The following is a 23,795-nucleotide window of genomic DNA, read 5'->3' as shown; positions in this document are numbered from 1 at the left end:
ATCGACAAATTACGCCATTGGCGTATAATTTGGAGATGTCATGGTAATTGTTGAAACACCCATTTTCACCAAACTTATTAATGAAATAATGGGCGACGATGAATACAAGGAATTGCAGGAAGCCTTGGTTATAAAGCCAGATCTTGGTGTGTTGATTAAAAACAGTGGTGGTTTAAGGAAGATTCGCTGGTCTGTGGATGGTCGTGGGAAAAGTGGTGGCGTACGAATCATCTATTACTGGATGACTGAGAATGAGCAGCTTTACATGATGTATATTTTTTCCAAAAGCACTCAAGAGAATTTAAGCGATGCGCAAACCAAGGCGCTAAGACAAATAGTAGAAAGGTGGTCACAATGAATGACGACATGTTCAATGAATTGCTGGAAAGCGTACAGCAAGCTGACAACATTATAAAAGGCCAAGTCTCAGCGGCACGTACCACAGAATTTGCAGACCCAGAAGTGAAGGCAATTCGTACCAAAACGGGTTTAAGTCAAAGCCGTTTTGCTAACCTGCTTGGTGTCAGTAAACGTACTTTAGAAAACTGGGAACAAGGTCGCCGTCATCCAACGGGACCAGCTCGCGCTTTGCTTAAAATCGTCGATGCGGATCCAGAGTATGCGCTGAAAGCGCTGCATGGATGAACATTGTTAAAAACCTCCATGTTGTAAAGGTTTCATTATTTTTTATAGGTCATTTATTTTTTTGAAGATTGTTTGAAATTTAAATTAAGGCTGATAGGTTGAAAAATGACCTTTAAAATAGCGATATTTATAACGCTATAAAATGTTATAGTTATCTCATTCATGCCATGAATTATGTGGCTTGTAGCCTAATAAGGAAGCGATGATGATATCAATGACACCCTTCTTAGAATCGAATGATCTTGGTGAGTATCAAGATAAAATAATAGAGCTTATCAAAGCCGATGCAGAGCTGAATCAATCGATTCCTGACTCCCTTCGGTCGTCCTTGGAGTGGCTTCTACGTCTAGTAAACAGTTATTACAGTAACAAGATTGAAGGCAATCCAACGCATCCTAAAGATCTACTGAAAACTCAGTCTGTTGATGCTGATAGCAACATGAACAACTCGAAAGATATTCAGGAGTTGTTATCTCATCTTGAAGTTCAAATGAAGCTGTCTCGAAGCAATGTATCGCCAGAGCAAGTGGTTTGTCAGGAATTTATAAAAAATATCCATCAAGAATTTTATGCTGGTTTTCCAGAAGAGGCTCTTATTGTCAAGAATCAACGTGGCGCCCCAGCAGAGGATGAAACGGGCAAGCCTATTCTGATTGTTCCAGGTAGTTACCGAGATAAAATGGTATTAGTGGGCAAACACGAGCCGCCTATGCCAGAAGAGATCAGTCGTTATATGCGTTGGATTGAACAAATGTACAATCCAACTCGAATCTTTGGTACTAATCGTTTATGTGCCGCTGCAGCATTACATCATAGGTTGGCTTGGGTTCATCCTTTTATTGATGGTAACGGTCGTACAACAAGATTGGTCACTGATACCTATATGCGTTGTTTAGGATACGATGGATATGGCCTTTGGTCTTTAGCAAGGGGATTTGCAAGAGACACCGACGCTTATTATAAAGCCTTGGCGCAAGCAGATATGCCAAGGCAAGGTGAATCTGACGGAAAGGGTATCCTTTCCAAACGGGGGCTGATTTATTTTACCAAGTACTTTATCGATACGGCATTGGATCAGGTGAGATTTTTTAATGACCTGCTTGAGCCAACAGCATTAAAAACCAGAATGGACATCTATTTTGAGTTTCGCTCGAAAGGAGCGATAGCCGATATAAATGGCAAAAAAACCCTACTTAAAATCGAAGCAAGAGACATTTACAAGCTTCTTGTCGACCGTGGGCCACTATTTCGCTCGCAAATTAGTAGTCATTTTGGGAAGAGCGAGCAAACCTTAAGACCTGTTATCAATCAAATGCGAGATGAAGGCTTGCTTAAAGCCGATCCAAAACAGCCAGTAGAACCAAAATTATCTCCCAACATAGTAGAAACTGTATTTCCGGGGATTTGGTAGGTCTATCAACTAGTTTGGTTTCAGTAAACGTACTTTAGAAAACTGGGAATAAGGTCGTCATCCAACTGGACCAGCACGAGCTTTACTTAAAATCGTCGAGGCTGATCCAGAGTATGCGCTAAAAGCGCTAAATGGTTAATTCGAGCTATTTTATTACAATCAATTTTTACTCTTTCCTTTCATATATACCTTAAGAATAGGATCTGAAGTTGGTGGGAAAGAGCTAACAAGTTCATGATTTTTTAAGATTTGAAGGAAAGCCTTGTTTTCTTCGTTATTCGGCACTTTTGCTGTTTTTCCATTAGCGGCAGTTAACTTAGGATAATCAGCCTTCATTAATGTCAAAATATTGATTAACTGAGATATTGGTACCAACTTTATTTGAGGATGTAATAGCTTAATAATACTTTGGTCTTCAATACCATGGCTGGCCATTTTCTCGATGACATCAATCGGCAGTGTTTTATCTTGGTTAATCGCAAATTGAGCCAATTCGACAAGTCCACCTTTATCGCAGTCTTCTGTATATGCTATGGCTTGTTCTACGATAGACATCTTTTTTTCTATAGTGATCTTAGTGCTTGCAAGAAATGCTTCTAAATCACCCTGTAAAAGCTCTGGCGTGATGTATTCATGAAATTTGTTTGAGGCTTCAATATAGTGTTCACGAGTTGACCAATCTTCTTCTAAAAGATGTTCATAAGTATCCTCACAATCCTCGACAAGATCACTTTCTAACAGCAGTGGGAGCATTTCTTTAGGAACAGTACTTGACTCGATATAGTTGTCTAAATTCAAACTGTTAACAAGCTGAACTTTGTGCTCGGCTGAGAGGTTATTAGCATTTAGAATGTTGATAGTCAGTTTTTCTTTTTCTTCTTGGGTGGCTGATTCATGTTCGACGATGGCATCGTTTTGTATAAGAATCCTTTCAAGATACTCATCAATACCATGATTGATAGATATGTAGCTGCTGATATTATTGAATGTTGCAGTAAAGCGTTGACAGCTGGCTAAGAATATCCAAGCCTCCATTCTAACGACATCTAGACTCTGAATAATGCAATCGGGTGATGAATTTCTGATTATTTTCCCTAATTTTTCGTGATTTTCTGATTCCGAAACATCATCGATTATTTTTATTAAATACTCATTTGATGTGACTGTGTTGAAATTATTGTCCACAGCATTCAAGTATCTTTCTAAATTACGTAATAAATAGTAATAGACTTTTTGGTCTTTTTCTAATGCTACATCTAACGCTAAATCTGTTTCATTACCTAATACTATCTTTAGGTTTTCAACATTGATTTCATACAGGTCTTTTGCAATAAATGCGTTACGTATTTGTTCAGATAGGGGCTTCAATTTCGCTACGCGAATTGAAGCATTAGAGTATAGCTTGGCAATATTTTCTGCCTGATTTCTTTCTTTCGAAGACAATAAGATATTCAGTTCAAAATAATGCTCTTGTAGGTATTTTGATACCGAGTCTTCTATGCTGTATTCTAGTTCTGAATTTAAGTGTTCTAGTGCAGTACTAATGAGGGAAAGACGTAGTTCATTATTTAGCTCCACTTGATTGATTAGGAATTCAAGGACTTCTACTGTCTCCAATGTGATTTTTTTGATCAATTCAGTGTGTTTATTTTCACCACTTAGATAAGCTTGTAAAAAACGTATTTCGTCTTCCCCAAACTGTATGAGTGACTGAATCATTATGCCTGCTTTAATATGGTCAAACTCTAACAGATAATTCAGAATAGAAATGTTGTAAAGACAAGGTTCGCTAAGTGCTTGGTCACCACATTCACTGATAATAGATTTTATATCTCTTTCTTCAAGTATTAGTTGTTCATCCATTATGTTGGGCTCAACATTATGGATGATAAAATTCTGAGCGTTAGCGCTGATAGCCTTTCCATGAAATGTTGAGGTATACAAGGTGAAGTTACGGTTTAGATAACCTGATGTTATGAGCTGGTAGGCAAGCCCATCAGATAGTATTTCACGTGTAATAGAATCGAATGTCTGTCTTGATTGATTGTAATCAAGCGTTAGCTTTGACTCGTTTATTAGGTCTTTAATCGTTGCGCTTCGAAGAAACTCTAGTTTAGTTTTTTTCTGACTAATATCAGTTTTCAGTTTCTTACTGTCTACTTCCTGCCAATTATCAGGGTTAAAGCTATCCTCTAAAACGTCTTCTAAATCTGATCGTTGGAATGTAAGTTTATTGCTATGCTACCTTTGACTCCATGATAGTTTTTGTTCGTCTGGATTTGATATGAACTCGTTCCAAAACTCTATGCCTTTGAGTTCTATTAATCCATATTGTTTGCTGGCAAATGAAAAAACACCATTGTCAATGTGACAATTAACTGCTCTAGAGGTACGTTCAATATGAGCAATGAGTCGTTTGCCAAAATCTACACAGCGTTTTTCTATACCATGTTTACTTAACTTAGTGAGGTTTAGGATGCTTGTTCTGATTTCCTTGTTAATTTCATTTGTATTTTCGTTAACGAACTCCCTGCTTAAATAATAAATTTCATCTAGCTTACTTTTTCCTAATCGAATTAATTCGAAATCAGATAGATGAGTACTTTTATAAAGCATCATGGCAAAGAGTTCGCTTTCATTTAAATTGAGTTTTTTGTCGTTATCTGTGAATATTTTTTCACGAAAAATAATGAATTCATTGTATATATTTTTTAGTAAACGCATATCTGGAACATAGCGAGCGGCCAGATTGATCAACTCATCACCTATTTTTTCCTGATCCGTTTTACCTAAAACTTGTATAACGAGGTCTCTTGCGCTTCTGTGAGTAATAAAAGGAACCACTGGAATAATAAGGTCAAAGAACTTGGTTCTGTTGGCTCGTTGAATTTCAGCTTCTTCAGGGGTAATGGTTACTTCTTCTGTTTTTTTGTTTAGTGAGTTCTGTGCGCTTGGGTCGAATATGCTGTCTTTGATGGCATAGATGAAACGAATGGGCTTGCTTTCGAATTGTGGGGCGTTATTGAGAAGTGTGTTTAGGGAGCGAAGAGTCTCAAATATATATGAATCTTCAAATCTATCGATATCTTCAAAAATAACGATATTTTTCTTTGATACTTCAAAAAAATAAACGATCTCATCTAAGTATTGGTCGAAATACGATACCGATTTTTCATCCAATGAAATGGCAGCATTGCCTGTCGATAGCTGGCTAATATTGACTCGACCTTGAAAAAGGTAGCGTGCCATGAAAGTACAGGATGCTAATAAAAAGAATACAATTACATGTATCCAAGCTCCTAATGCAGCAATGCTTTCATGAATTGAAATAATTTTCTCAGTCCATTCCATTAGAAGAAAGAGGAGTGTAAAAACAATACCTGAAAGCGCTGCGATACTATGTTCACGTTTGCAGTTGAAGCTTTCGATCCGGTTAAAGCGAGAGCGCGGCGCGTTGTGTGACTCGATACGGTAAAGCAACTGCTTAACGATTTCTTGTTGGATTCTGTTTGTGGTTGTAGATGCTTGCTTAGGGATGCTTTCGTCAACTTCGTGAGAGTCTGCTGGTGCTAATGTGGATAAAGAAATCCCAACAACGTCATCTTTATGCTCTTCAGCTACTTTTTGAAGAATACTGCTTTTACCGACGCCATAGGTACCAGATAACGCAATATTTCTAATTTTTGCCTCTTTTAAAGCAGAATTGATTCGTTTGATATATGAGCCATGATTATCTTCGTTAAACTCAGGAGTAAGGGGGTAAGAGTAAAGTCTTCCTGTACTGGCTGTTGTGCTTTTTCTTCCATTCCCTGTTTCCTTGTATGAGGACTTAATCAAGACCTAGATTTTTGGATATTTAAAAATATTGTTTCTTATTTAGACTGTATCGTTTTAACGACAAAAGACCAACTGCTTTAATTTCCTAAATAGCCCTCATGTGGCTTTTTGAAACGCTTTGCACTGTTCGATAAGCGCGTCGATGTTGATGTGTTGTTCGGCGCTGTCGGCGAGGCGGTTGATTTCGGCATCGCGGTATTGGTCGTAGTCGAATGCGGCGGCTTGGTCGACGCCAGCCCAGTGAAGTAGAGCTTGTAGGGCGTCTGGATGGTCGAATATACCGTGTAAATAGGTGCCTATAATCTTACCATCTTCTGATATGTAGCCTTCTTTTTCGTCATTTTCGCTATTTTCTCCATTCTCTAAGTTAGCAAAGTGGCGGATGCTTGTGTTAGTTGAAAAGCTTGATACGCCGGAGTGGATTTCGTAGCCCGTGAATTGGGCTTGTTGTGTCTCGATTTGCAGATAGCCTTGGCGTTGCTTGAGTTGTTTTTCTTTTTCTAACACCGTGGTCATGGGGATATAACCAAAGCCTTTGGCTTGGGTGTTGGCGTGTTGGTTTTCTAAGCCATAGGGGTCGAGTAAGCTTTCCCCTAGCATCTGAAAGCCCCCGCAAATGCCCATGACTTTACCGCCATATCTTAGGTGTGTATTTAAATACTTTTCCCAACCTTCCTGACGTAAAAACGCTAAATCACTCTGTACACTTTTGCTGCCTGGCAAGATGACAAGGTCGGCTGGCGGTATGGCTTGGTTTGCTTTGACAAGGGTGACTTGCACATTAGGATGGAGGCGCAGCGCATCCCAGTCTGTGTGATTACTGGTGCGAGGCATGACGGGAATAACCACGTTCAGTTTGGTATTGGCGTCCGTTTTGACGGGGCTGTGGGCGACCGCGTCTTCGGATTCTAGATGGAAGCCTTTTAAATAAGGCAATACACCAAGGACGGGCTTGCCTGTACGTTGTTCAAGCCAATCTAATCCAGACTGCAATAAACTGATATCGCCTCGGAAGCGATTGATGACAAAGCCAATAACGCGATCTTGTTCGCTAGGGCTGAGCAGTTCCAAGGTGCCAACCAGATGCGCAAAGACGCCGCCTTTGTCGATGTCGGCAATAATAATAACCGGACAATCGATGCTTTCAGCAAAGCCCATGTTGGCAATGTCACGAGCACGTAGGTTGATCTCAGCAGGACTGCCGGCTCCTTCAATAAGCACCGCCTGATATTGATCGGCAAGACGGTAATAAGAATCCAGCGCAGCCACTTTAGCGATGCTTTTGTATTCGTGGTAGCCAACGGCATCCATGTTGCCCACCGCTTTGCCTTGGATGATGACTTGAGCACCGACATCGGTATTGGGTTTTAGCAAGATGGGGTTCATGTCGACGTGGGGTTCGAGCCCCGCGGCATAAGCCTGTACGGCTTGGGCACGACCTATTTCATTGCCATCTTGGGTCACGGCGCTGTTCAATGCCATGTTTTGCGGTTTAAAGGGGGCGACTTGAATGCCTCGACGGGCAAATAAGCGGCATAAAGCCGTTACTAGGGTGCTTTTTCCGGCATCGGATGTGGTCCCTTGGACCATTAAACTAAAGGCTGGCATTCAGAGTCATCACGCTTTAAATCAATAAGGTGATAGAATTCTACCTCATTGTCCCATTATGTGAAAAACGACCTATATTCATGATGACTTCAATTTTTGACTTTTTAGCGGCGAACAGCTTTATGGTGTTGGCGGCATTGGTGTTAGATCGCTGGCTAGGTGAACCGAAAAGTTGGCATCCGCTGATCTGGTTTGGCCGTTGGGTGGATTTGTGTCGCAAGCATACTCAGCTGCCTTTAGATGCCTCCTCGGCTCGTCAACGTATGGTGGGTGTGCTGGCTTGGCTGATCGCCGTATTGCCTTGGTTATTGATCTTATCGGTATTGTTTTGGCTACTGCCTAATCTGCTGGATGTGATTCTGTCTATTCTTATATTGTATTTTGCGATTGGTTGGCAGAGTTTGCGGGAGCACGCGTTGGCGATTTACCAGCCCTTGTCGGCTGTGTCGCTATCGTCTGAAATGACGACTGAAGAGGCGGCTGAAAAGCTCAATGAAGCACGTCTTGCTGTCAGTTATATCGTCAGTCGGGATACTCAAAATTTGGATGAGTCTGCCGTCGCGAAGGCCGGTATTGAGTCGGTATTGGAAAATGGCAGTGATGCGGTTTTTGCGCCGATTTTTTGGTTTGTACTCTTGGGAGCACCAGGAGCTTTGTTATATCGTTTGGCCAATACGCTAGACGCTATGTGGGGCTATAAAACCGAGTCTTTGTTGCATTTTGGCTGGTTTGCCGCACGATTTGACGATGTGCTGAATTATCTGCCCGCGCGATTAGTGGTTTACACTTACGCCGCTTGTGGCCATTGGCGGGCAGCTATTCGCAGTGCTCGTCGTCCTTCGGCTCGTTGGAAAAGCCCCAATGCGGGTCCTGTTATGGCCGCTGGTGCTGGTGCGATAGGGGTTCAATTGGGTGGTGAGGCACCGTATTTTGGCAAAATAGAGACGAGGCCGATTTTAGGAGAGGGTGAAATGCCTAGGCCTAAACATTTAAAAGAAGCCATTTGGTTAGTGGATAAAAGTGTGTATTTATGGGGATTGGTGATATGCCTTTTGATCTGAATAAAAAGCCGGTGAATCTTGAGCTTGCCGCCCCCAAACATGGTGGTGATTTGGCTTATTGGCAACGTAAAGTGGGCAACGACGCGTTAAACTGGTTGGATTTGTCTTCTGCCTGTAACCGAGAACCTTGGCCGGTTCCTGAGGTGTCTACGGCTTTATGGATGGCTTTGCCAGATCAAACTGAGTTATTAGAGCAAGCAGAGCGCTACTTTGCTCGTCGTCCTAATGCCATAGGGGCTGGATCTCAGCACATTATTGAATCTTTGCCTCCGTTATTGCGGGAGTCCGGATGTTTAACCAGTCAAACGGTGTTTGTGCCGCGTATTGGTTATCAAGAGCATGCTTTTGCTTGGCAGAAATGGGGCTACGACATTGTTTATTACGACGCGTTAGAGCAATTACTGACGCAGCATTGGGCGGTGGCTGTGGTGATTCAGCCGAACAATCCGACGGGTGAGCTTGCGTCAGCCAGCATCTTGTCTCAGTTGATCGCTCATGCAGAGCAACAAGGCGCCAGTTTGGTGGTGGACGAAGCTTTTATTGATGCGACGCCTGAATGGAGTGTATTGAAGCTCCAAGAATCCGATTTGAGTGAATCTCTGTTTGTTATGCGTTCTGTTGGGAAGTTTTTTGGTTTGGCGGGTGCAAGAGTGGGGTTTGTTTTTTGCGCGTCAAAATGGCAAGTCGCATTGAACAATTTGCTGGGACCTTGGCCTGTAGCGACACCCAGTTTGCATTTGGTGAGCTTGGCGTTGGCGGATACTGCTTGGCAATCTTACGCGTTGCAGAACTTGGCCGTACGACAAGCGGCGTTTGTTGAGCGAGTTATGCCAAAATTGAATACCATCTTTGACTCACAAGACAGTGTACGGAATGCCTTATTTACGACTTGGTTTCTTGATAGTCAGTCATATGCAGAGCACGTTTTTACCATGTTGCATCAGGTGGGCGTTCATACGCGTTTAGGGGACGGTTGGATTCGTGTGGCATTGCCTGCGTTGGATGAAATGGACGCGTTAAATCGTGCCTTGATACGCCTATTAAAAACCGCAGGAGACCAGACGCAGAGCTATTCAAGGGGGGAACTTGCATGAAACATCTTGTTCTCGGTGGGGTGAGAAGCGGTAAAAGTGCGTTTGCGCAAGAGCAGATAGCGGCTTGCGCAAAGCCTGTGTGTTATGTGGCGACGTCGCAGGTATGGGATGATGAGATGGCGAGCCGGGTTCGCCAACATAAAGACAATCGTCCCAAAGAGTGGCAGTTAATAGAAGAGCCGTTGGCGCTTGCCAGTGTATTGGATTCTCTTAATGCGCCTGAACAGGCGGTCATTGTCGAATGTTTTACCTTGTGGTTGACGAATTTATTATGTTTGGAAGACGACGCTCGATTAGAAAGCGAAAAGTGTGCACTGTTACAAGCGGTTGAACGCTTTGAGGGCGATTTAGTGTTGGTTTCCAGTGAAGTGGGTTTGGGGATTATGCCGATGAATGCTCTAGCTAGGCGTTTTGGCGATGAGGCAGGTGCCATGAACCAAGCACTGGCTAAACTGACCGATCGGGTAACTTTTGTTGCGGCAGGGCTGCCTCTACCGCTAAAATCCTAATCTGGCCTATTCCACCTAATGTCTGCGTGTTTGGTGACTTGTGCGTCACCTTATATAGCAGATAAAACTAGTAGATAGAACGAACGATAAAAGCGTAGGAGCTTTGAAGATGACCCCTTATTCAAAAGATTTTCCAGTGTCTTGGGAAGAATTACATAGAAATGCTCGTGCGTTATCTTGGCGGTTGCTAGAGCAAGGTCCTTGGAAGGGTATTATTGCGATTACCCGTGGTGGTTTGGTGCCAGCGGCTATCTTGTGCCGTGAAATGGACATTCGTTTAATCGATACCATTTGTATTGTCAGCTATGGTGCCGATGAAAAGGGTGATGCTGCCATGAAACAAGGTGAGCTAAATGTATTGAAAGGTGTAGAAGGTGACGGCGAAGGTTTTATTCTGGTCGACGATCTTGTTGATACGGGGCGAACGGCTGCGAAGGTGCGTGAAATGCTGCCTAAAGCCCATTTCGCGACCATTTATGCCAAGCCTGCCGGTAAGCCATTAGTGGATACTTTTATTACCGAAGTTAGCCAAGATACTTGGATTCGCTTTCCTTGGGATATGGAATATACCTTCTCGACACCGTTGGCCGATCGCCAAGGAAAATAAGCCGCTCTTCGACATCAATGGGCTGTCATTTAAAAAAAGCAACGAGAGTGTGGCAAAATGACACAAAACTCTCGTTTCTTTTACGTATTTTTGAGCTAACTTTATCACTGGGTTTTCATAGAATAGATGGCTCAAAAGTGATTTAAATAACAAGACTATAGGATTTCAATATGTGGCAAACGCTAACTCGCGTGGTTTTAGCTGGTATTTTATCGTTTGCAACGATATTGCCAGTGTGGGCGGAAGGTACGGTTGCGCGTGCGCAATTTTCGACCGATGTGGTAGATCGCGAACCAATTGATGATATTGGTCCCGTGGTAAAAGTAGAATATGGTGAGATACAGCGAGTGTATTTCTTCACGGATTTGCGTGATATGCAAGGTAGTCAAGTGATTCATCGCTGGAAGCTGGATGATGAAGAGCAGGCTGATGTCGCGTTTGATATTGGTGGCGATCGGTGGAGAGTATGGTCAAGTAAGCGCTTAATGCCTGGCTTTGATGGCAAGTGGAGTGTGGATGTCGTGAAAGATGGTGCTGTCATAGAAACTCGCTCTTTTGACTATGTGGATAGCGAGTAATTACTCGCTTCCCTTTCTAGTAAATTATTTTCTTAGAAGTAAGGATGGTTATGCCTCATTTACGTGTACGTGGCTTGGCGTTTGATGAATTAGAATCCATTGCCGATATTTTAGTCGAGAACTTAGCAGAAATTACGGACACGCCTAATTCACACTTTACTCTTGAGTATCAAGCGACGACTTTTTTAGCGGTTGGCGGAGCTTCTCCTGCGTATCCGTTTTTTGATGTGTTTTGGTTTGACCGAGGTGACGAGGTGAAGCGCAAAGTGGCACTCATTATTGAAGAATTAGTCAGACCATTGGTGGACAGTGGGCAAGATATCACTGTGCTCTTTCATGATCTACAAAGGAAAGATTATTACGAAAACGGTGAGCACTTTTAAAGAGTGCGTTCGTTTATTGGAAGAAGCACGACCGTTGCAATCGGTCGTGCTTCTAGGTTTGCTTAGTTATTACAAACGCATTTCTATGCCAGCGTCTGTCATACGTTGCTTGGCTTGCTGAATGCTGTATTCGCCAAAGTGGAAAATACTGGCTGCTAATACGGCATCGGCTTTGCCTTCGATTACACCGTCGACTAGGTGGTCCAAATTGCCAACACCGCCAGAAGCGATGACTGGTACATGGACTGCTTCGCTTATTGCTCGGGTGATGCCAAGGTCAAAACCATTTTTCGTGCCGTCACGATCCATGCTAGTCAACAGAATTTCACCCGCACCGTATTCCACCATTTTTTTAGCCCATTCAACCGCATCTAGGCCAGTTGGTTTTCTACCGCCATGGGTAAAAATTTCCCATTTGTCAGGTTCGCCTTCGGCACTGACTTTTTTGGCATCAATGGCGACCACGATACACTGGGAACCAAAACGCTGCGCCGCTTCGCGGACAAACTCTGGGTTAAACACCGCGGCGGTATTAATACCTACTTTGTCGGCGCCAGCATTTAACATACGGCGAATGTCTTCACAGGTACGAATGCCGCCGCCTACAGTCAGAGGGATAAACACTTGACTGGCAATAGCTTCCACCATGTGAACTGTGGTTTCCCTATCGTCTGAACTGGCGGTGATGTCGAGAAAGGTAATCTCATCAGCACCTTGCTCATTATAGCGTTTCGCCACTTCAACAGGGTCACCCGCATCACGAATATCGACGAACTGAACGCCTTTTACAACGCGGCCATTGTCCACATCAAGGCAAGGAATAATACGTTTTGCTAAGCCCATAAAATGGTGCTCCTAAAATCTAATATTCTTCTATCTAAATAAACAGGCTGACTTACTACTAAGGTTTGCCATTCCAATGTAGGAAGTTTTTATAAAGTTGAAGACCGTCTTTATGGCTTTTTTCCGGATGAAACTGGACCGCGAACACATTGTCACGGGCAAGGGCGACACAGAACGTTAAACCGTAATCGCATGTACCGGCTACTTCGTTTTTGTTCTCTGGTACAACGTAAAAGCTGTGTACGAAATAAAAACGTGCATTGTCTGGAATGCCTGCCCACAGAGGATGATTCGTGGTTTGTTTGACCTGATTCCAACCCATGTGCGGCACCTTTAATTTGCTACCATCATGGTCTTTGTGGTTCTCACCAAAGAACAGTGCGTTGCCTTTAAAATGGTTTAAGCAATCGACACCGCCGTTTTCTTCGCTGTGTGACATCAATGATTGGATGCCGACGCAAATAGCGAGAAAGGGTTTTTCTGCCATGGCTTTGCGGATGCTTGGCACTAAGCCTGCGTTGTGCATTTCGCCGATGCAATCACGAATGGCACCAACACCCGGTAATAACACACGATCTGCCGCATCAATGACTGCAGGATCACTGGTGACAATTACCGAGGTATTTTCATCCGCAACGTGCTCGAGGGCTTTGGCAACCGAATGTAGATTACCCATGCCATAATCAATGACTGCAACAGTGGATTTTTTCATATCGTTCATGCTGACAATGTCCTACAAACAACCTTTGGTAGATGGCATTTGCCCTGCCATACGCTCATCCACTTCTAACGCCATGCGCAACGCACGGCCGAAGGCTTTAAAAATGGTTTCGGCTTGGTGGTGGGTGTTTTTACCACGAAGATTGTCTAGGTGTAACGTTACTTTGGCATGGTTGATGAAACCGTGGAAGAACTCAGAAAACAAGTCTACATCAAAGCCGCCAACAGAGGCGCGTGTGAAAGGCACGTGCATTTCTAGTCCCGGGCGACCTGAAAAATCGATCACCACCCGTGAGAGTGCTTCGTCTAATGGAACGTAAGCATGACCGTAACGTTTGATGCCTTTTTTATCGCCTACCGCGATGTCAAAAGCTTGGCCCAACGTGATACCTAAGTCTTCCACTGTGTGATGAGCGTCAATGTGAAGGTCACCTACGGCATGAATGTCTAAGTCAATCAATCCATGACGGGCTACTTGTTCAAGCATGTGGTCAAGGAAAGGAACGCCTGTGACGCAGCTGAATTTACCGGTACCGTCTAAGTTAATCGACACCTTAATCTGAGTTTCAAGCGTATTACGCTCGACACTGGCAATGCGATCGGACATTGATTGGTTTCTCCACCGTGATTGTGACGAAGAGTCGCCACTTTTTGTGTAATAAGAGCATGACATAAGGTGCCCATTATAGAACGTGGACTCCTTAGCTTCTATGCTTTGTCTGAGTGTTTTTTGATGAGTTGTCGCTATTGCGTCGATAAACATCAACTTCGAATGCTATGATAGGCGAATTAATCCGCTGCTGAGTATGAATTAAGGTAAGCGGCTAATTAGATCAAATGCATTTGTGGTTATACATCTTAAAGGAGTCTGTCATGGTTTGGATAAAGCGACTTTCATTATTAGTGGTGGGCTTGTTAGCCATTATTGCTCTTTTACTGGCGTACGTTATGTTGTTCGTCAATCCGAATGATTTTAAAGACGAACTTAAAAGTGTTGCCTTAGAGAAAGCCAATGTTAGTTTGCGTCTGGATGGTGATATAAGTTGGTCTTTTTTCCCTTGGCTTGGGCTTGAGTTAGAGAATATCGGCGTTGCTTTGGGGGATGATCCAGAGATAGTGCAATTTGATCGTGCTGAATTCGGTGTGGCAATTTTGCCTTTGCTTGAGCGAAAAATTCAGGTGAATAAAGTTAACTTAGTCAATCTAAAGGCCAGTTTAAATAAGGATGCCAATGGTCAAGGCAACTGGCAATTAGAGTCGGCCGCTGTCGGTGCGGCGAATAGTGATTCATCAAGCCGCTCAGCGACGCAGGCATCGACAAATGCTGTTACACAAACGGATGGCAGTAGCACACCTTTCAAGATTCCCGATGTGCAATTGGATGAGTTACGCATTGAAAATGCACAGGTGTTGTACCGCGATGAACAAACGAAACAGCTTATCAATGCCGTTTTGAATGTTCAGCTAAACGACGTGCAGTGGGATAAAGCGTGGCCTATGGTCATGGACATTGCAGTGACACAAAGTGACTTGCAAGGTCAGTCGCCTATTAAAGCAAAGGCAACCTTAAACGCCAACCTTACTGTGTTCCCTGAGCGTGAATCTCTAATACTGGATTCTTTAGTTTTGACGGCTGAGGTAGAGGGTGACAACTTACCGGCGAGTCCAATGAGTGCGAAGCTGAGCGCTGTGAATTTGGATATTGATTTGCCGCAAGAGAATGTGTTGGCAGAGGGCGTGGCATTAAGTGTCTTAGGGGTAAATGTTGACGCTAAGGTTCAAGCCTACCAAGTATTGAGTGATCCTCAGTTTTCTGCCGTACTATCAATCGGCGAGTTTAATCCTCGTTATCTCATGACGCGCTTAAACTTACCGTTGCCAGATATGTCCGATGATTCCGCGCTGACTAAAGCGCGTGCCGATATTATATTTGAAGGCAGTTTAGATTCTATCACGGCTCAACCGATTTCTATTATGTTAGACGATACCAAAATAGAGGCCAATGCTGTGGTGGCTTTGTCTCCTTTACGTTGGGATGTGAGTGTTGCTGGCGCCAATTTAAATTTAGACCGTTATCTTCCTGTGCCAGCCGAGCAAGCTGATGATCCGGGGCAAGAAAAGCCACCAGAAGTAGCTGCGGGTGTTAGTCCGAAAGACGACAATGACCTCATTCCCGTTGAGTTGTTGCGTAGTTTGAACGGTCATGTTGGCTTAGTGTTTGAAAACATAACGGTTAAAAACCTTAAAATAGACAAGATCGAACTGGATTCCACGCAAGCTAATGGTTTGATAAAGGTGTCACCATTGCACGCTTCCCTATATAAGGGAAATGTCTCATCAACGATGAATGTAGATGTGCGAGGACGTGTGCCATCTATTAATATTGTTCCTTCTATCGACGGTGTGCAGATTCAGCCATTATTGGTTGATTTCATGGACATGGATAAAATAGCGGGTGCGACCTATCTGACTGGTGAACTAAGCGCCAAGGGCAATCGTATAGACAGTTTAATGTCGTCTCTACAAGGGGATTTACTAATCGACATTAAAAATGGCGCCTTAGTGGGCACAAACTTAACAAAGACGGTTTGTGAGGGCATTGCCACTATCCGTAAGGATAAAATTGATGAGCAAAAGTTTGGTCCCGATACACCATTTGAAACCATGCGTTTTCCGGCGCGTATTATGAATGGACAGGTGTCGACGCCAGGCTTAAAAATCAGTTCTGCCGGTGTGCAAGTGACTGGTAATGGTGTTGTATCATTGCCTAACTCTTCATTGGATTATCAAGCGAACGTTGCTATTGCGGGTAGTACCTTAGATCAAGCTTGCCAAGTCAATGAAAAGGTCACTCAATTAGCGTTTCCAATCGTGTGTAAGGGGCAGTTTAGCGATGATCCGGCAGGTTTATGTCGTCCGGATATAAAAGGCTTTGGTCAGCTTTTTGCGGATTTGGCAAAAGCGGAATTGGCCGAAAAAGCGGCTGAGGAAAAAGCCCGTTTGCAAGAAAAAGCCGAAGCCGAAAAAGCGCGTTTAAAAAGCAAAGTTGAAGAAGAAAAAGCGCGATTAAAAGCCGAGTTTGACGAAAAACGTCAAGCAGAGGAAGAAAGAGCAAAAGAAAAATTAAAAGAGAAGCTAAAGAGTTTGTTTTAGTTTCTGTTGAACATGTCGTGAACGTGAGAAGTAGATGCAAGCAGTTGAGAATTTTGCGCCCCGTGTTTTAGCGTGGTTTGATGAACACGGGCGTAAAAGCTTGCCCTGGCAAGAGAATAAAACCCCATATCGTGTATGGATTTCTGAGATCATGCTGCAGCAAACGCAGGTGACGACAGTGATTCCTTATTACCAGAAATTCATGACGTCGTTTCCAACGGTGGAGGCTTTGGCTGATGCTGAGCAAGACGACGTACTCGCTCATTGGAGTGGTTTAGGCTATTACGCCCGAGCGCGTAATATGCACAAAGCCGCTAAAATGCTGGTGGACGAATTTGACAGTGAATTTCCGCAAACGGTGGAAGGTGTTTGCGAGTTGCCAGGGATTGGGCGTTCAACCGCAGCGGCGATTCTTTCTATTTCTCGTGGTGTTCAAGCCGCGATTCTGGATGGCAATGTCAAGCGTGTGTTGGCGCGTTTTCATGCCATACCCACGTGGCCTGGTGATAAAAAAACCGAAAATGCCATGTGGGATTTGGCTGAACACTATATGCCTAATACGCGTTGTGGTGATTACACGCAAGCCATGATGGATTTAGGTGCAACGCTCTGTACGCGATCTAAACCTCAGTGTTTGCTTTGCCCCTTGGAGCGTGACTGCCAAGGGCGTCTTAGCCAAGATCCAACGCAATTTCCGATTCGTAACCCCAAAAAAGCCGTCAAACCTGAGAGGAGTGTTCAACTACTGGTATTGAATAATCCACAAGGACAACTGTTGTTGGAAAAGCGTCCATCAACAGGTATCTGGGGAGGGTTGTGGAGCTTGCCTGAATTGGCGTCGGAAGAGTCGATTGTTTTGCATGTTGAACAGCGTTTTGCGACGCAAGTGCACACTGTCATGCCATTGTCACCTTTTAGACATACTTTTAGTCATTATCATTTGGATATTGCACCAAGCCAAATTCAGCTGTCCGCCATGACGTTGGTGATGGAAGAGAATAAATATCAATGGTTTAGTCTACAAGATGCTTTGGCCCAAGGATTGCCAGCACCAGTCAGAAGCATTTTGGAACAGATTAACTGATTTGGATTTTTTGCATAATGACAGACAAAAAATGCTCATACATCAAGCGTGTTAGCGAGGTATTTGTCTCGTTTTTATGGTTAGGTTTTACCAGTTTTGGTGGGCCTGCTGCGCACCTTGGTTATTTCAATCAGACCTTCATTAAGCGTAAGCAATGGGCAAGTGAGGCTCAATATGCCCAATGGGTCGCGCTGAGTCAGATAGTCCCTGGCCAGGATCGAGTCAGGTTGGCTTTGCTTTGGGCTATCATCGCGCGGGTTTACTTGGCGCGATAGCGGCCTTTGTGGCTTTTACGTTGCCGTCTTTTGTTGTTATGGTGCTTCTGGCTCAATTTGGTTACCACTGGCAGGGAAACGAATTTTTTGAGTCGGCTGTCCATGCATTAAAATTATTGGCCGTTGTGGTGGTGGCTGATGCCTGTGTGAGTATGTGGCGATCCTTCTGTCAGCGTAAGGACATGGCGTGTGTGGCTCTTTTGAGTGCTGCGGCGCTGATATGGATGCCATTTAGTTTTAGTAGTCTTGTGGTGTTAGCTATTGCTGCTTGTATTGGCCTTTTCCTGTCTTTTTCGTCTTCAAATTCTCATGATCCATTACCTAAGGTGCGTTGTGCTTGGTTTTTGTTGTTTTTATCGATCGGCCTGTTTGTAATCAGCTTCGCTTTTGACAGTGGGTTAGGTGGTGTGTTTGCTGATTTTTATCGAGCTGGTGCTCTGGTATTCGGTGGTGGTCATGTGGTTTTACCTATGTTATCGGTATTTGTTTCCGATCGTGTCTCTGAGGCGAATTTGCTGATTGGATATGCCGCGGCACAAGCGGTTCCTGGTCCTATGTTTACCATGGCAAGCTTTCTTGGTGCGTCTGCGGCACCGCAAGGAGCCAATGTTTGGTTGTGGGCGGGTATCGCAACATTAGGTGTATTTTTATCAGGTTTGCTCTTGATGCTCGGTGCGCAAAACATCTGGCACCATTTATCAAGCAATACGCGATGCCGTGGTATTGTGGCGAGTCTAAACGCTGCCGTAGTCGGTATATTAATCGCAGCTCTATACCATCCTACTGGAACGTCAAGCCTTGTTAGTGTGTGGGATATTGTTTGTGTTGCCCTAGGATTTATTTGGTTAAAATACAAACGGCCTTCGATTTTTGTGCTGATTATTGTGTTTGTTTTAATTGGGTTAATACGCAGTTATTGATTCTAATGACGTTGAGTAATGATCGCCTTGAATTTTGCCGTATTGGCGCCACTATTTAGACTATAACTTTATGATAACGAGAGGGCTTTATGGCGAACACGGTTTTTTGTAAAAAATTTCAGAAAGAAATGGAAGCCTTAGATCGTGCTCCATTGCCAGGGGCAAAAGGCCAAGAGATCCTACAAAATGTCTCCAAGCAGGCTTGGCAAGAATGGCAGCAGTTACAAACCATGATGATTAATGAGAAGCAGTTAAACTTGATGCAACCAGAGTCTCGTAAATACGTGATGGAGCAGATGGACAAGTTCTTTAACAATGAGGCAACGGATAAATTGTCAGGCTATGTTGATCCTGATGATATTAAAGAGCTTTAATCGGTGATATCGGGTTGGATTTTTCTCAACCATCGTCGTAAGCTTTAACAAAAATGCCCCTTGTTAATGGGATTAACAAGGGGCATTTTTGTAGGTAAACGTTATTGTTTATTATACGCAGTGCTTTTTATTGGGTGACAAAGCTGGCAAATAAAATGTCTTTAACGGGTGCTAAGTTAGTTTCTTTTTGTAAAGCATCGTTGACCGCAATGGCCGCTTCTTCACGTGTTTTTTCTCGAGCTATGGCTCCTACGACTTGTTCAGTTGTCCGGGAGCTGAGGAACATGACGAGTGCATCTCTGATCAACGGCATATTGTTTTCTATTAACTCTTTTGAGTTAACATCAGTTCGAATGCTAATGCTGGTTTTGATGTATTTTAGTCGAGAATCATCACCTAAATGGTTAACGACAAAGTCTGGTTTTAACTCCACGTAGGCTGATGGTGATGGCGCTTCACTTTCTGCATAACTGGACATACTCGTCAGTCCGCAAAGTAAAAGAAAAGTAAGTAGACCGTGTTTGTTAAGCATGGATATCATCAATGACATGTTCGGTTCTCGTATTCGTTCCAATTGGCAGTATACTAACTGCCATTAAAGCTTGCTGTCAGTAGTAATTTTGTACTTTCTGATTTTTCTATTGTTCGCAAGTTTACTTTTAGCTGGGTTTATTTTATTTCGTTTACTTAGAGGTTGTTATCTATGGTTGCCTTGTTATCCGCTCGTCGCTTTCATGGTTTTGTGGCTTTTGTTGCCTTTGCGCTTTTGGCAGTGGCTTTTTATATGGAATATCAAATGGGATTAGAACCTTGCCCTCTTTGTATGTTGCAAAGAATTGCCTTTTTCTGCGTCGGTGTTATGTCTTTGTTGTCGGCATTGACACAGAGTGTCAAGGTTCGCAAAACCTGTGCTTGGATTGTGACGTTGTTGTCTTTGATCGGGGCGGCTTTAGCGATTCGACACTTGTATTTGCAAAGCCTGCCAACCGATCAACTGCCTGCGTGTTTACCAGGGTTGAGCTATATGTTCGAAGTGTTTCCATGGCAAGAAATTATGCAGGCAATGGTAATGGGAACAGGGGAATGTGGCGAGGTTCATTGGACCCTATTTGGCATTAGTATCCCGGGTTGGACGTTGCTTGCCTTTATTGGGATGGCGACGGTGAATATTGTTATTGCGTTGCGAGCGGGTAAAAAAACATCTTTCTAGTAAACCGTTACAAAACCCCACAGGTGATTGTCTTGCAGGGGCTTACAGATCGGAATATGCTTGAAACAAAGGTGAATTATAATAAACGCGTGATGGAGTCTGTATATGTTAGAAGGTTGTAAAACAGCCCAAGAGCGATGGGGCGGTGTTCACGATATTATCGACCGTTGGCTTGAGCAGCGTCGTCAGCTTATCGAGTTGTGTATTTATTTACGTGATCGTGGTGAGTTCACTCCGACAGACACACCTAAGATTCAATCTCTTTGCGAAATGCTCGTAGATTATGTGTCTGTAGGACATTTCACTGTTTATGAACAGCTAGCGTTAGAGGCCAAAGAGTTTCACGATGATAGCGCTTTGGTGTTGTTACGTAAGTTGTTACCCAAAATCGATGCTTCAACTGAAGTCGCGATTGAGTTTAACGATAAATACGATACCAAGGAGCATTGTAATTCTCAGCTTGAAGCATTGCCGTTTTCATTAAAAGCACTGATTCTTGTGATAGCTGAACGATTCCAATATGAAGATCAGTTAATTAAGGAATTACATGAAGCGCATAGCGAAAAAAGCGCTTGAGCTTGGTTTAATTGCATTCAGCTCTGTTGCCTTGCTGTCTTGCTCTTCTGAAGCGCCTGTTCGCACAGCAAAGTACGCTGAGCAGGGGCTTTATTCTGCTGGATTGAGTGATGATGGTTCTTCTGCGCTAATTGGTTCAGTACAGCATGGTGGTAGCTATTGGTTAAATGCTGTTAATGAACGGCGTTTTAATTGGAACCATGCAGCGGGTGAATATTCATCAATTATAGGTGTTGATATTGATCCTAGTGGTCTTTATGCGGCAACAGGTGGCGCTCGCACATTAGTTCTTTGGAATACAACAACGGGTATGTCTGAAGGTTTTTGGGCGACGCCTGGTGATATTCAGTCGTTAAAATTGACCCAAAATGGCAGCAATGCTCTCATTGGTCTGAATGATCAAACCGCTCGTTTTTTTGACATTAAAAATGGCGGTATAAAGCAGACCTTAAGAACGGGGGCAACGGTTCGGGCCGTGGACGTAATGTCGGATGGTACCATTGGAATAACCGGTGATGATTTATCGAATGTTATTTTATGGAATTTGCAAACTGGTGAAAAAATACATCAGTGGACATTAAGTAATGATATTTCCAGTGTTGCATTATCAAGTGACGGGAAATATGCCTTTGGTGCAGCCCAGCTTGGTAACGCAAAAATTTGGTCCACGCGTGATGGCAAAGAGTTGACGAGTATTGACACTGGCGCTTTAAAGTATCGTAAAGTGACGCTTAGCCAAGCCGTATTTTCAAAAGATAATCGGTTTATTCTTGTCGGTGGTGTGAATAGTCAAGTTTCTCTTATTCAAGTCAGTACTGGTGCAATACAGAAAGAATGGCGTATTTATTTACCTAAAGGTCGTCCTGCAGGGGCGAGTGTATTGGCCTTGTCTTTTGCTCCGAGTAATCGTTATTACGCCATCGGAAGTAATGGTTATTTAAACGTTTTGGAATAATGCATGTCTCAATCTTCTGACCCACTTTTGTTATCTAATCAAAGGGAACGCTCAATTTGGGCGGCATTATTTGCTGCGCAAGCGGCTATTGCGGTTGCGGCAGGGGCGTTCGGCGCACATGCTCTTCAGAGTATGCTAGACGTGAAGGCGCTGGGTTGGTGGCAAACTGGCAGTCAATATCTTATGTATCATGCATTGTCTGGTTTGATTGTTTCTACTGTGCTTTTGTCTTTGTCTTCTAGAAAATATATTTTATGTCTATTTTTTATCGGTAATATTTTATTTGCAGGCAGTTTGTACGTGATGGCATTAACGGGCTACCGATTTTTAGGTGCAATCACACCTTTGGGTGGTCTATGTTATATGTTGGCGTGGTGTTTTTTGGTATATCGCTTATGGTGTCTAGGTAGAGGTCAGTAGGTTATCTATGTGGCAAACGCTTTTGAAAAGGAATAACAAAGCAGGACATCGCATGGTTTTTCCGGTAGTATGCGTGCCGAATTAATGATCGATTTAGGCTGAGATGATGGCCTATTTTGGCTTGTCACATAGTAGAATTAAGCGATACGAAACCATGCAAGAACACGATACAGAGGCTCAAGAACCGTTTCACAAACGCACTATCCGCAGTTTTGTTGTACGCGGTGGTCGAATGACGGAAGGTCAACAAAAGAATTATGAAGCAAATTGGGCCGTATACGGTTTGAATCTTGCTGATGGTCGAATTGATTATGCGACAGTATTTGGTCGTGAATCCGATGTTATTATTGAAGTCGGTTTTGGCATGGGATCTTCTCTTGCTGAAATGGCAAAAAACGCCCCAGAAAAAGATTTTATTGGCATTGAAGTACATCCACCTGGGGTGGCAAAACTGATGATGTTAGCAAAAGAGCAGGGCATTACCAATTTACGTGTATATTGTGATGATGCTATAGAAGTGATGGCGAACTGCTTGCCACAGAACGTAGCCAGTGCTTTCCAATTGTTTTTTCCAGACCCTTGGCATAAAAAGAAGCACAACAAGCGTCGTATTGTTCAGCCTTTATTTGCAGAACAAGTGGCCAATGTATTGAAAAATGGTGGGCATTTTCATATGGCAACGGATTGGCAGCCATATGCTGAACATATGATGGAAGTTATGGAAGAGCAGGATTTGTATGAAAATGCCGCCGGAAAGGGCTTATATCATCCACGTCCAGAATGGCGACCGCTTACTAAGTTTGAACAGCGCGGTGAACGCTTAGGTCACGGTGTTTGGGATTTGATTTACACTAAAAAGTAATTAAGCTACATGTCCAGATAGGACAACAGATAATAAAAAAGCGACTCAATTGAGTCGCTTTTTTATTGGTGAAGTGTTGAAATTATTTAATCTCAACGCTCTCACGACTATTGCCAGCATCAAAATATTCTTGGAATACTTTTGGTGTACGTCCACGACCAGTCCATTCATGAACTTCGCCATCGACAGTTAAGCGATATTTTGGTTCAACTGTTTTGCCTTTTGTCGCGCCTGCTTTTGGTGCCGTCAATAAAGCGATTTCTTCCATCGTTAGGCCGCTTTTTGCGATTAAAGTGGCAATTTCTTCTGCACGAGCAGATTTCATTGCTTGCTCAGCTTCGCGCGCAGCTTCTTCTTCTTTGACTTTTTCAAGTGCATTGTTGAAGCCGGCGATTAGGTTTTCTAACTGTGCAACGGTTAGTTCTTTGGCGGCCGCGCGTGCTTTTGCTTTGTTGCTTGCTAATTCTAGTAATAAACTCATTAGTGTCCCCTATTTATCTGTTAAGAACTGGTTGTCTCTTAATAACTGGTTGGTCTTGCACTGAAAAAGAGATCCGTCTTTTACATCCAGTGGCGCGTTTAAATTAATAATTTTAAGACAGAGAAACTTTATTTTCTGTCTGATAATCGACCTAAATCAGATGTGAAAATGAACTTTACCTTGTAATGC

General features: G+C 43.3%; 25 protein-coding genes and 1 pseudogene. 18 read left to right on the top strand and 8 right to left on the bottom strand.

What is annotated here, in order from left to right; all coding sequences use genetic code 11:
* Positions 1-40 precede the first annotated feature (40 nt).
* The 3 genes from AC0L6V_RS14400 (at position 41) to AC0L6V_RS14390 (ending at position 2,056) form a co-directional block, all read left to right on the top strand.
* Complete coding sequence (locus AC0L6V_RS14400; RefSeq protein ID WP_265217879.1) at positions 41-358, top strand: type II toxin-antitoxin system RelE/ParE family toxin; 318 nt, start codon at positions 41-43, stop codon at positions 356-358.
* On the top strand, positions 355-645 hold the full coding sequence (nadS, locus tag AC0L6V_RS14395; RefSeq protein ID WP_265217878.1) for a NadS family protein: 291 nt from the start codon (positions 355-357) through the stop codon (positions 643-645). Before AC0L6V_RS14400 ends, nadS begins: the two co-directional genes overlap by 4 nt.
* Before the next feature lie 205 nt (positions 646-850).
* Entirely contained in the window at positions 851-2,056 is a 1,206-nt protein-coding gene (locus AC0L6V_RS14390) for a Fic family protein (RefSeq protein ID WP_409418701.1), read from the top strand.
* A 159-nt stretch (positions 2,057-2,215) separates the two neighbouring features.
* Here the strand turns inward: AC0L6V_RS14390 and AC0L6V_RS14385 are convergent, their stop codons facing one another.
* The 3 genes from AC0L6V_RS14385 to AC0L6V_RS14375 all read right to left on the bottom strand — a co-directional run bounded on the left by AC0L6V_RS14385 (position 2,216) and on the right by AC0L6V_RS14375 (position 7,501).
* The gene (locus tag AC0L6V_RS14385; RefSeq protein ID WP_265217876.1) at positions 2,216-3,919 is read right to left on the bottom strand and encodes a hypothetical protein; all 1,704 of its coding nucleotides are present in this window, start codon (positions 3,917-3,919) and stop codon (positions 2,216-2,218) included.
* Between the two features lie 378 nt (positions 3,920-4,297).
* Entirely contained in the window at positions 4,298-5,893 is a 1,596-nt protein-coding gene (locus tag AC0L6V_RS14380) for a YobI family P-loop NTPase (RefSeq protein WP_265217875.1), read from the bottom strand.
* A 96-nt stretch (positions 5,894-5,989) separates the two neighbouring features.
* A complete protein-coding gene (locus AC0L6V_RS14375) occupies positions 5,990-7,501 on the bottom strand; it encodes a cobyric acid synthase (RefSeq protein ID WP_409418699.1) in 1,512 nt (503 codons plus the stop codon).
* Positions 7,502-7,581: 80 nt separating this feature from the next.
* Between AC0L6V_RS14375 and cbiB the strand changes: the two genes are divergently transcribed.
* The 6 genes from cbiB (at position 7,582) to AC0L6V_RS14345 (ending at position 11,733) form a co-directional block, all read left to right on the top strand.
* Complete coding sequence (cbiB, locus tag AC0L6V_RS14370; protein WP_265217874.1) at positions 7,582-8,562, top strand: adenosylcobinamide-phosphate synthase CbiB; 981 nt, start codon at positions 7,582-7,584, stop codon at positions 8,560-8,562.
* Positions 8,532-9,656 carry an aminotransferase class I/II-fold pyridoxal phosphate-dependent enzyme gene (locus tag AC0L6V_RS14365; protein ID WP_265217873.1) on the top strand — a complete coding sequence of 375 codons (1,125 nt, stop codon included), beginning with the start codon at positions 8,532-8,534 and terminating at the stop codon, positions 9,654-9,656. The genes cbiB and AC0L6V_RS14365 overlap by 31 nt, the downstream gene beginning before the upstream one ends.
* On the top strand, positions 9,653-10,165 hold the full coding sequence (gene cobU / locus AC0L6V_RS14360) for a bifunctional adenosylcobinamide kinase/adenosylcobinamide-phosphate guanylyltransferase (RefSeq protein ID WP_409418698.1): 513 nt from the start codon (positions 9,653-9,655) through the stop codon (positions 10,163-10,165). The genes AC0L6V_RS14365 and cobU overlap by 4 nt, the downstream gene beginning before the upstream one ends.
* Before the next feature lie 109 nt (positions 10,166-10,274).
* The gene (gpt, locus tag AC0L6V_RS14355; RefSeq protein WP_111608092.1) at positions 10,275-10,772 is read left to right on the top strand and encodes a xanthine phosphoribosyltransferase; all 498 of its coding nucleotides are present in this window, start codon (positions 10,275-10,277) and stop codon (positions 10,770-10,772) included.
* Between the two features lie 170 nt (positions 10,773-10,942).
* Positions 10,943-11,350, top strand: coding sequence for a DUF2914 domain-containing protein (locus AC0L6V_RS14350; RefSeq protein WP_265217870.1), 408 nt, complete (start codon positions 10,943-10,945; stop codon positions 11,348-11,350).
* 50 nt (positions 11,351-11,400) lie between these two features.
* A complete protein-coding gene (locus AC0L6V_RS14345; protein ID WP_265217869.1) occupies positions 11,401-11,733 on the top strand; it encodes a DUF1904 domain-containing protein in 333 nt (110 codons plus the stop codon).
* Between the two features lie 69 nt (positions 11,734-11,802).
* On the opposite strand, the gene hisF is transcribed toward AC0L6V_RS14345, so the two are convergent.
* From hisF to hisB, 3 genes are read right to left on the bottom strand one after another with little or no spacing between them, the layout of a single operon-like run.
* The gene (gene hisF / locus AC0L6V_RS14340; protein WP_265217868.1) at positions 11,803-12,576 is read right to left on the bottom strand and encodes an imidazole glycerol phosphate synthase subunit HisF; all 774 of its coding nucleotides are present in this window, start codon (positions 12,574-12,576) and stop codon (positions 11,803-11,805) included.
* 58 nt (positions 12,577-12,634) lie between these two features.
* Positions 12,635-13,297 carry an imidazole glycerol phosphate synthase subunit HisH gene (hisH, locus tag AC0L6V_RS14335; RefSeq protein ID WP_265217867.1) on the bottom strand — a complete coding sequence of 221 codons (663 nt, stop codon included), beginning with the start codon at positions 13,295-13,297 and terminating at the stop codon, positions 12,635-12,637.
* 12 nt (positions 13,298-13,309) lie between these two features.
* Positions 13,310-13,903 (bottom strand): imidazoleglycerol-phosphate dehydratase HisB, encoded by a 594-nt coding sequence (gene hisB / locus AC0L6V_RS14330; RefSeq protein ID WP_409418697.1) that lies wholly within the window; start codon positions 13,901-13,903, stop codon positions 13,310-13,312.
* A gap of 266 nt (positions 13,904-14,169) precedes the next feature.
* Between hisB and AC0L6V_RS14325 the strand changes: the two genes are divergently transcribed.
* The 4 genes and pseudogenes from AC0L6V_RS14325 to AC0L6V_RS14310 all read left to right on the top strand — a co-directional run bounded on the left by AC0L6V_RS14325 (position 14,170) and on the right by AC0L6V_RS14310 (position 19,102).
* Positions 14,170-16,449 carry an AsmA family protein gene (locus tag AC0L6V_RS14325; protein WP_409418696.1) on the top strand — a complete coding sequence of 760 codons (2,280 nt, stop codon included), beginning with the start codon at positions 14,170-14,172 and terminating at the stop codon, positions 16,447-16,449.
* A gap of 34 nt (positions 16,450-16,483) precedes the next feature.
* Positions 16,484-17,533 (top strand): A/G-specific adenine glycosylase, encoded by a 1,050-nt coding sequence (gene mutY, locus AC0L6V_RS14320; protein WP_265217863.1) that lies wholly within the window; start codon positions 16,484-16,486, stop codon positions 17,531-17,533.
* A gap of 17 nt (positions 17,534-17,550) precedes the next feature.
* A pseudogene (gene chrA / locus AC0L6V_RS14315) lies at positions 17,551-18,728 on the top strand (chromate efflux transporter).
* Positions 18,729-18,817: 89 nt separating this feature from the next.
* Positions 18,818-19,102 (top strand): oxidative damage protection protein, encoded by a 285-nt coding sequence (locus AC0L6V_RS14310; RefSeq protein ID WP_265217860.1) that lies wholly within the window; start codon positions 18,818-18,820, stop codon positions 19,100-19,102.
* A gap of 127 nt (positions 19,103-19,229) precedes the next feature.
* Here the strand turns inward: AC0L6V_RS14310 and AC0L6V_RS14305 are convergent, their stop codons facing one another.
* Entirely contained in the window at positions 19,230-19,652 is a 423-nt protein-coding gene (locus AC0L6V_RS14305; protein ID WP_265217859.1) for a flagellar basal body-associated FliL family protein, read from the bottom strand.
* Between the two features lie 153 nt (positions 19,653-19,805).
* Between AC0L6V_RS14305 and AC0L6V_RS14300 the strand changes: the two genes are divergently transcribed.
* The 5 genes from AC0L6V_RS14300 to trmB all read left to right on the top strand — a co-directional run bounded on the left by AC0L6V_RS14300 (position 19,806) and on the right by trmB (position 23,125).
* The gene (locus tag AC0L6V_RS14300; protein ID WP_265217858.1) at positions 19,806-20,312 is read left to right on the top strand and encodes a disulfide bond formation protein B; all 507 of its coding nucleotides are present in this window, start codon (positions 19,806-19,808) and stop codon (positions 20,310-20,312) included.
* A gap of 105 nt (positions 20,313-20,417) precedes the next feature.
* Complete coding sequence (rsd, locus tag AC0L6V_RS14295) at positions 20,418-20,888, top strand: sigma D regulator (protein WP_111608103.1); 471 nt, start codon at positions 20,418-20,420, stop codon at positions 20,886-20,888.
* A complete protein-coding gene (locus AC0L6V_RS14290) occupies positions 20,860-21,843 on the top strand; it encodes a WD40 repeat domain-containing protein (protein WP_265217857.1) in 984 nt (327 codons plus the stop codon). The genes rsd and AC0L6V_RS14290 overlap by 29 nt, the downstream gene beginning before the upstream one ends.
* Positions 21,844-21,846: 3 nt before the next feature.
* Positions 21,847-22,263, top strand: coding sequence for a DUF423 domain-containing protein (locus AC0L6V_RS14285; RefSeq protein WP_265217856.1), 417 nt, complete (start codon positions 21,847-21,849; stop codon positions 22,261-22,263).
* 154 nt (positions 22,264-22,417) lie between these two features.
* A complete protein-coding gene (trmB, locus tag AC0L6V_RS14280; protein WP_265217855.1) occupies positions 22,418-23,125 on the top strand; it encodes a tRNA (guanosine(46)-N7)-methyltransferase TrmB in 708 nt (235 codons plus the stop codon).
* A gap of 82 nt (positions 23,126-23,207) precedes the next feature.
* Here trmB and AC0L6V_RS14275 read toward each other — a convergent pair whose 3' ends face one another.
* Positions 23,208-23,606, bottom strand: a complete 399-nt coding sequence (locus AC0L6V_RS14275) for an H-NS histone family protein (protein WP_265217854.1) — start codon at positions 23,604-23,606, stop codon at positions 23,208-23,210.
* Positions 23,607-23,795: the final 189 nt, after the last annotated feature.

The organism is Marinomonas sp. G8-14, assembly GCF_055808935.1.
Note: the sequence above shows the minus strand (reverse complement) of the source record. Positions and strands in the feature narration are given on the sequence as shown.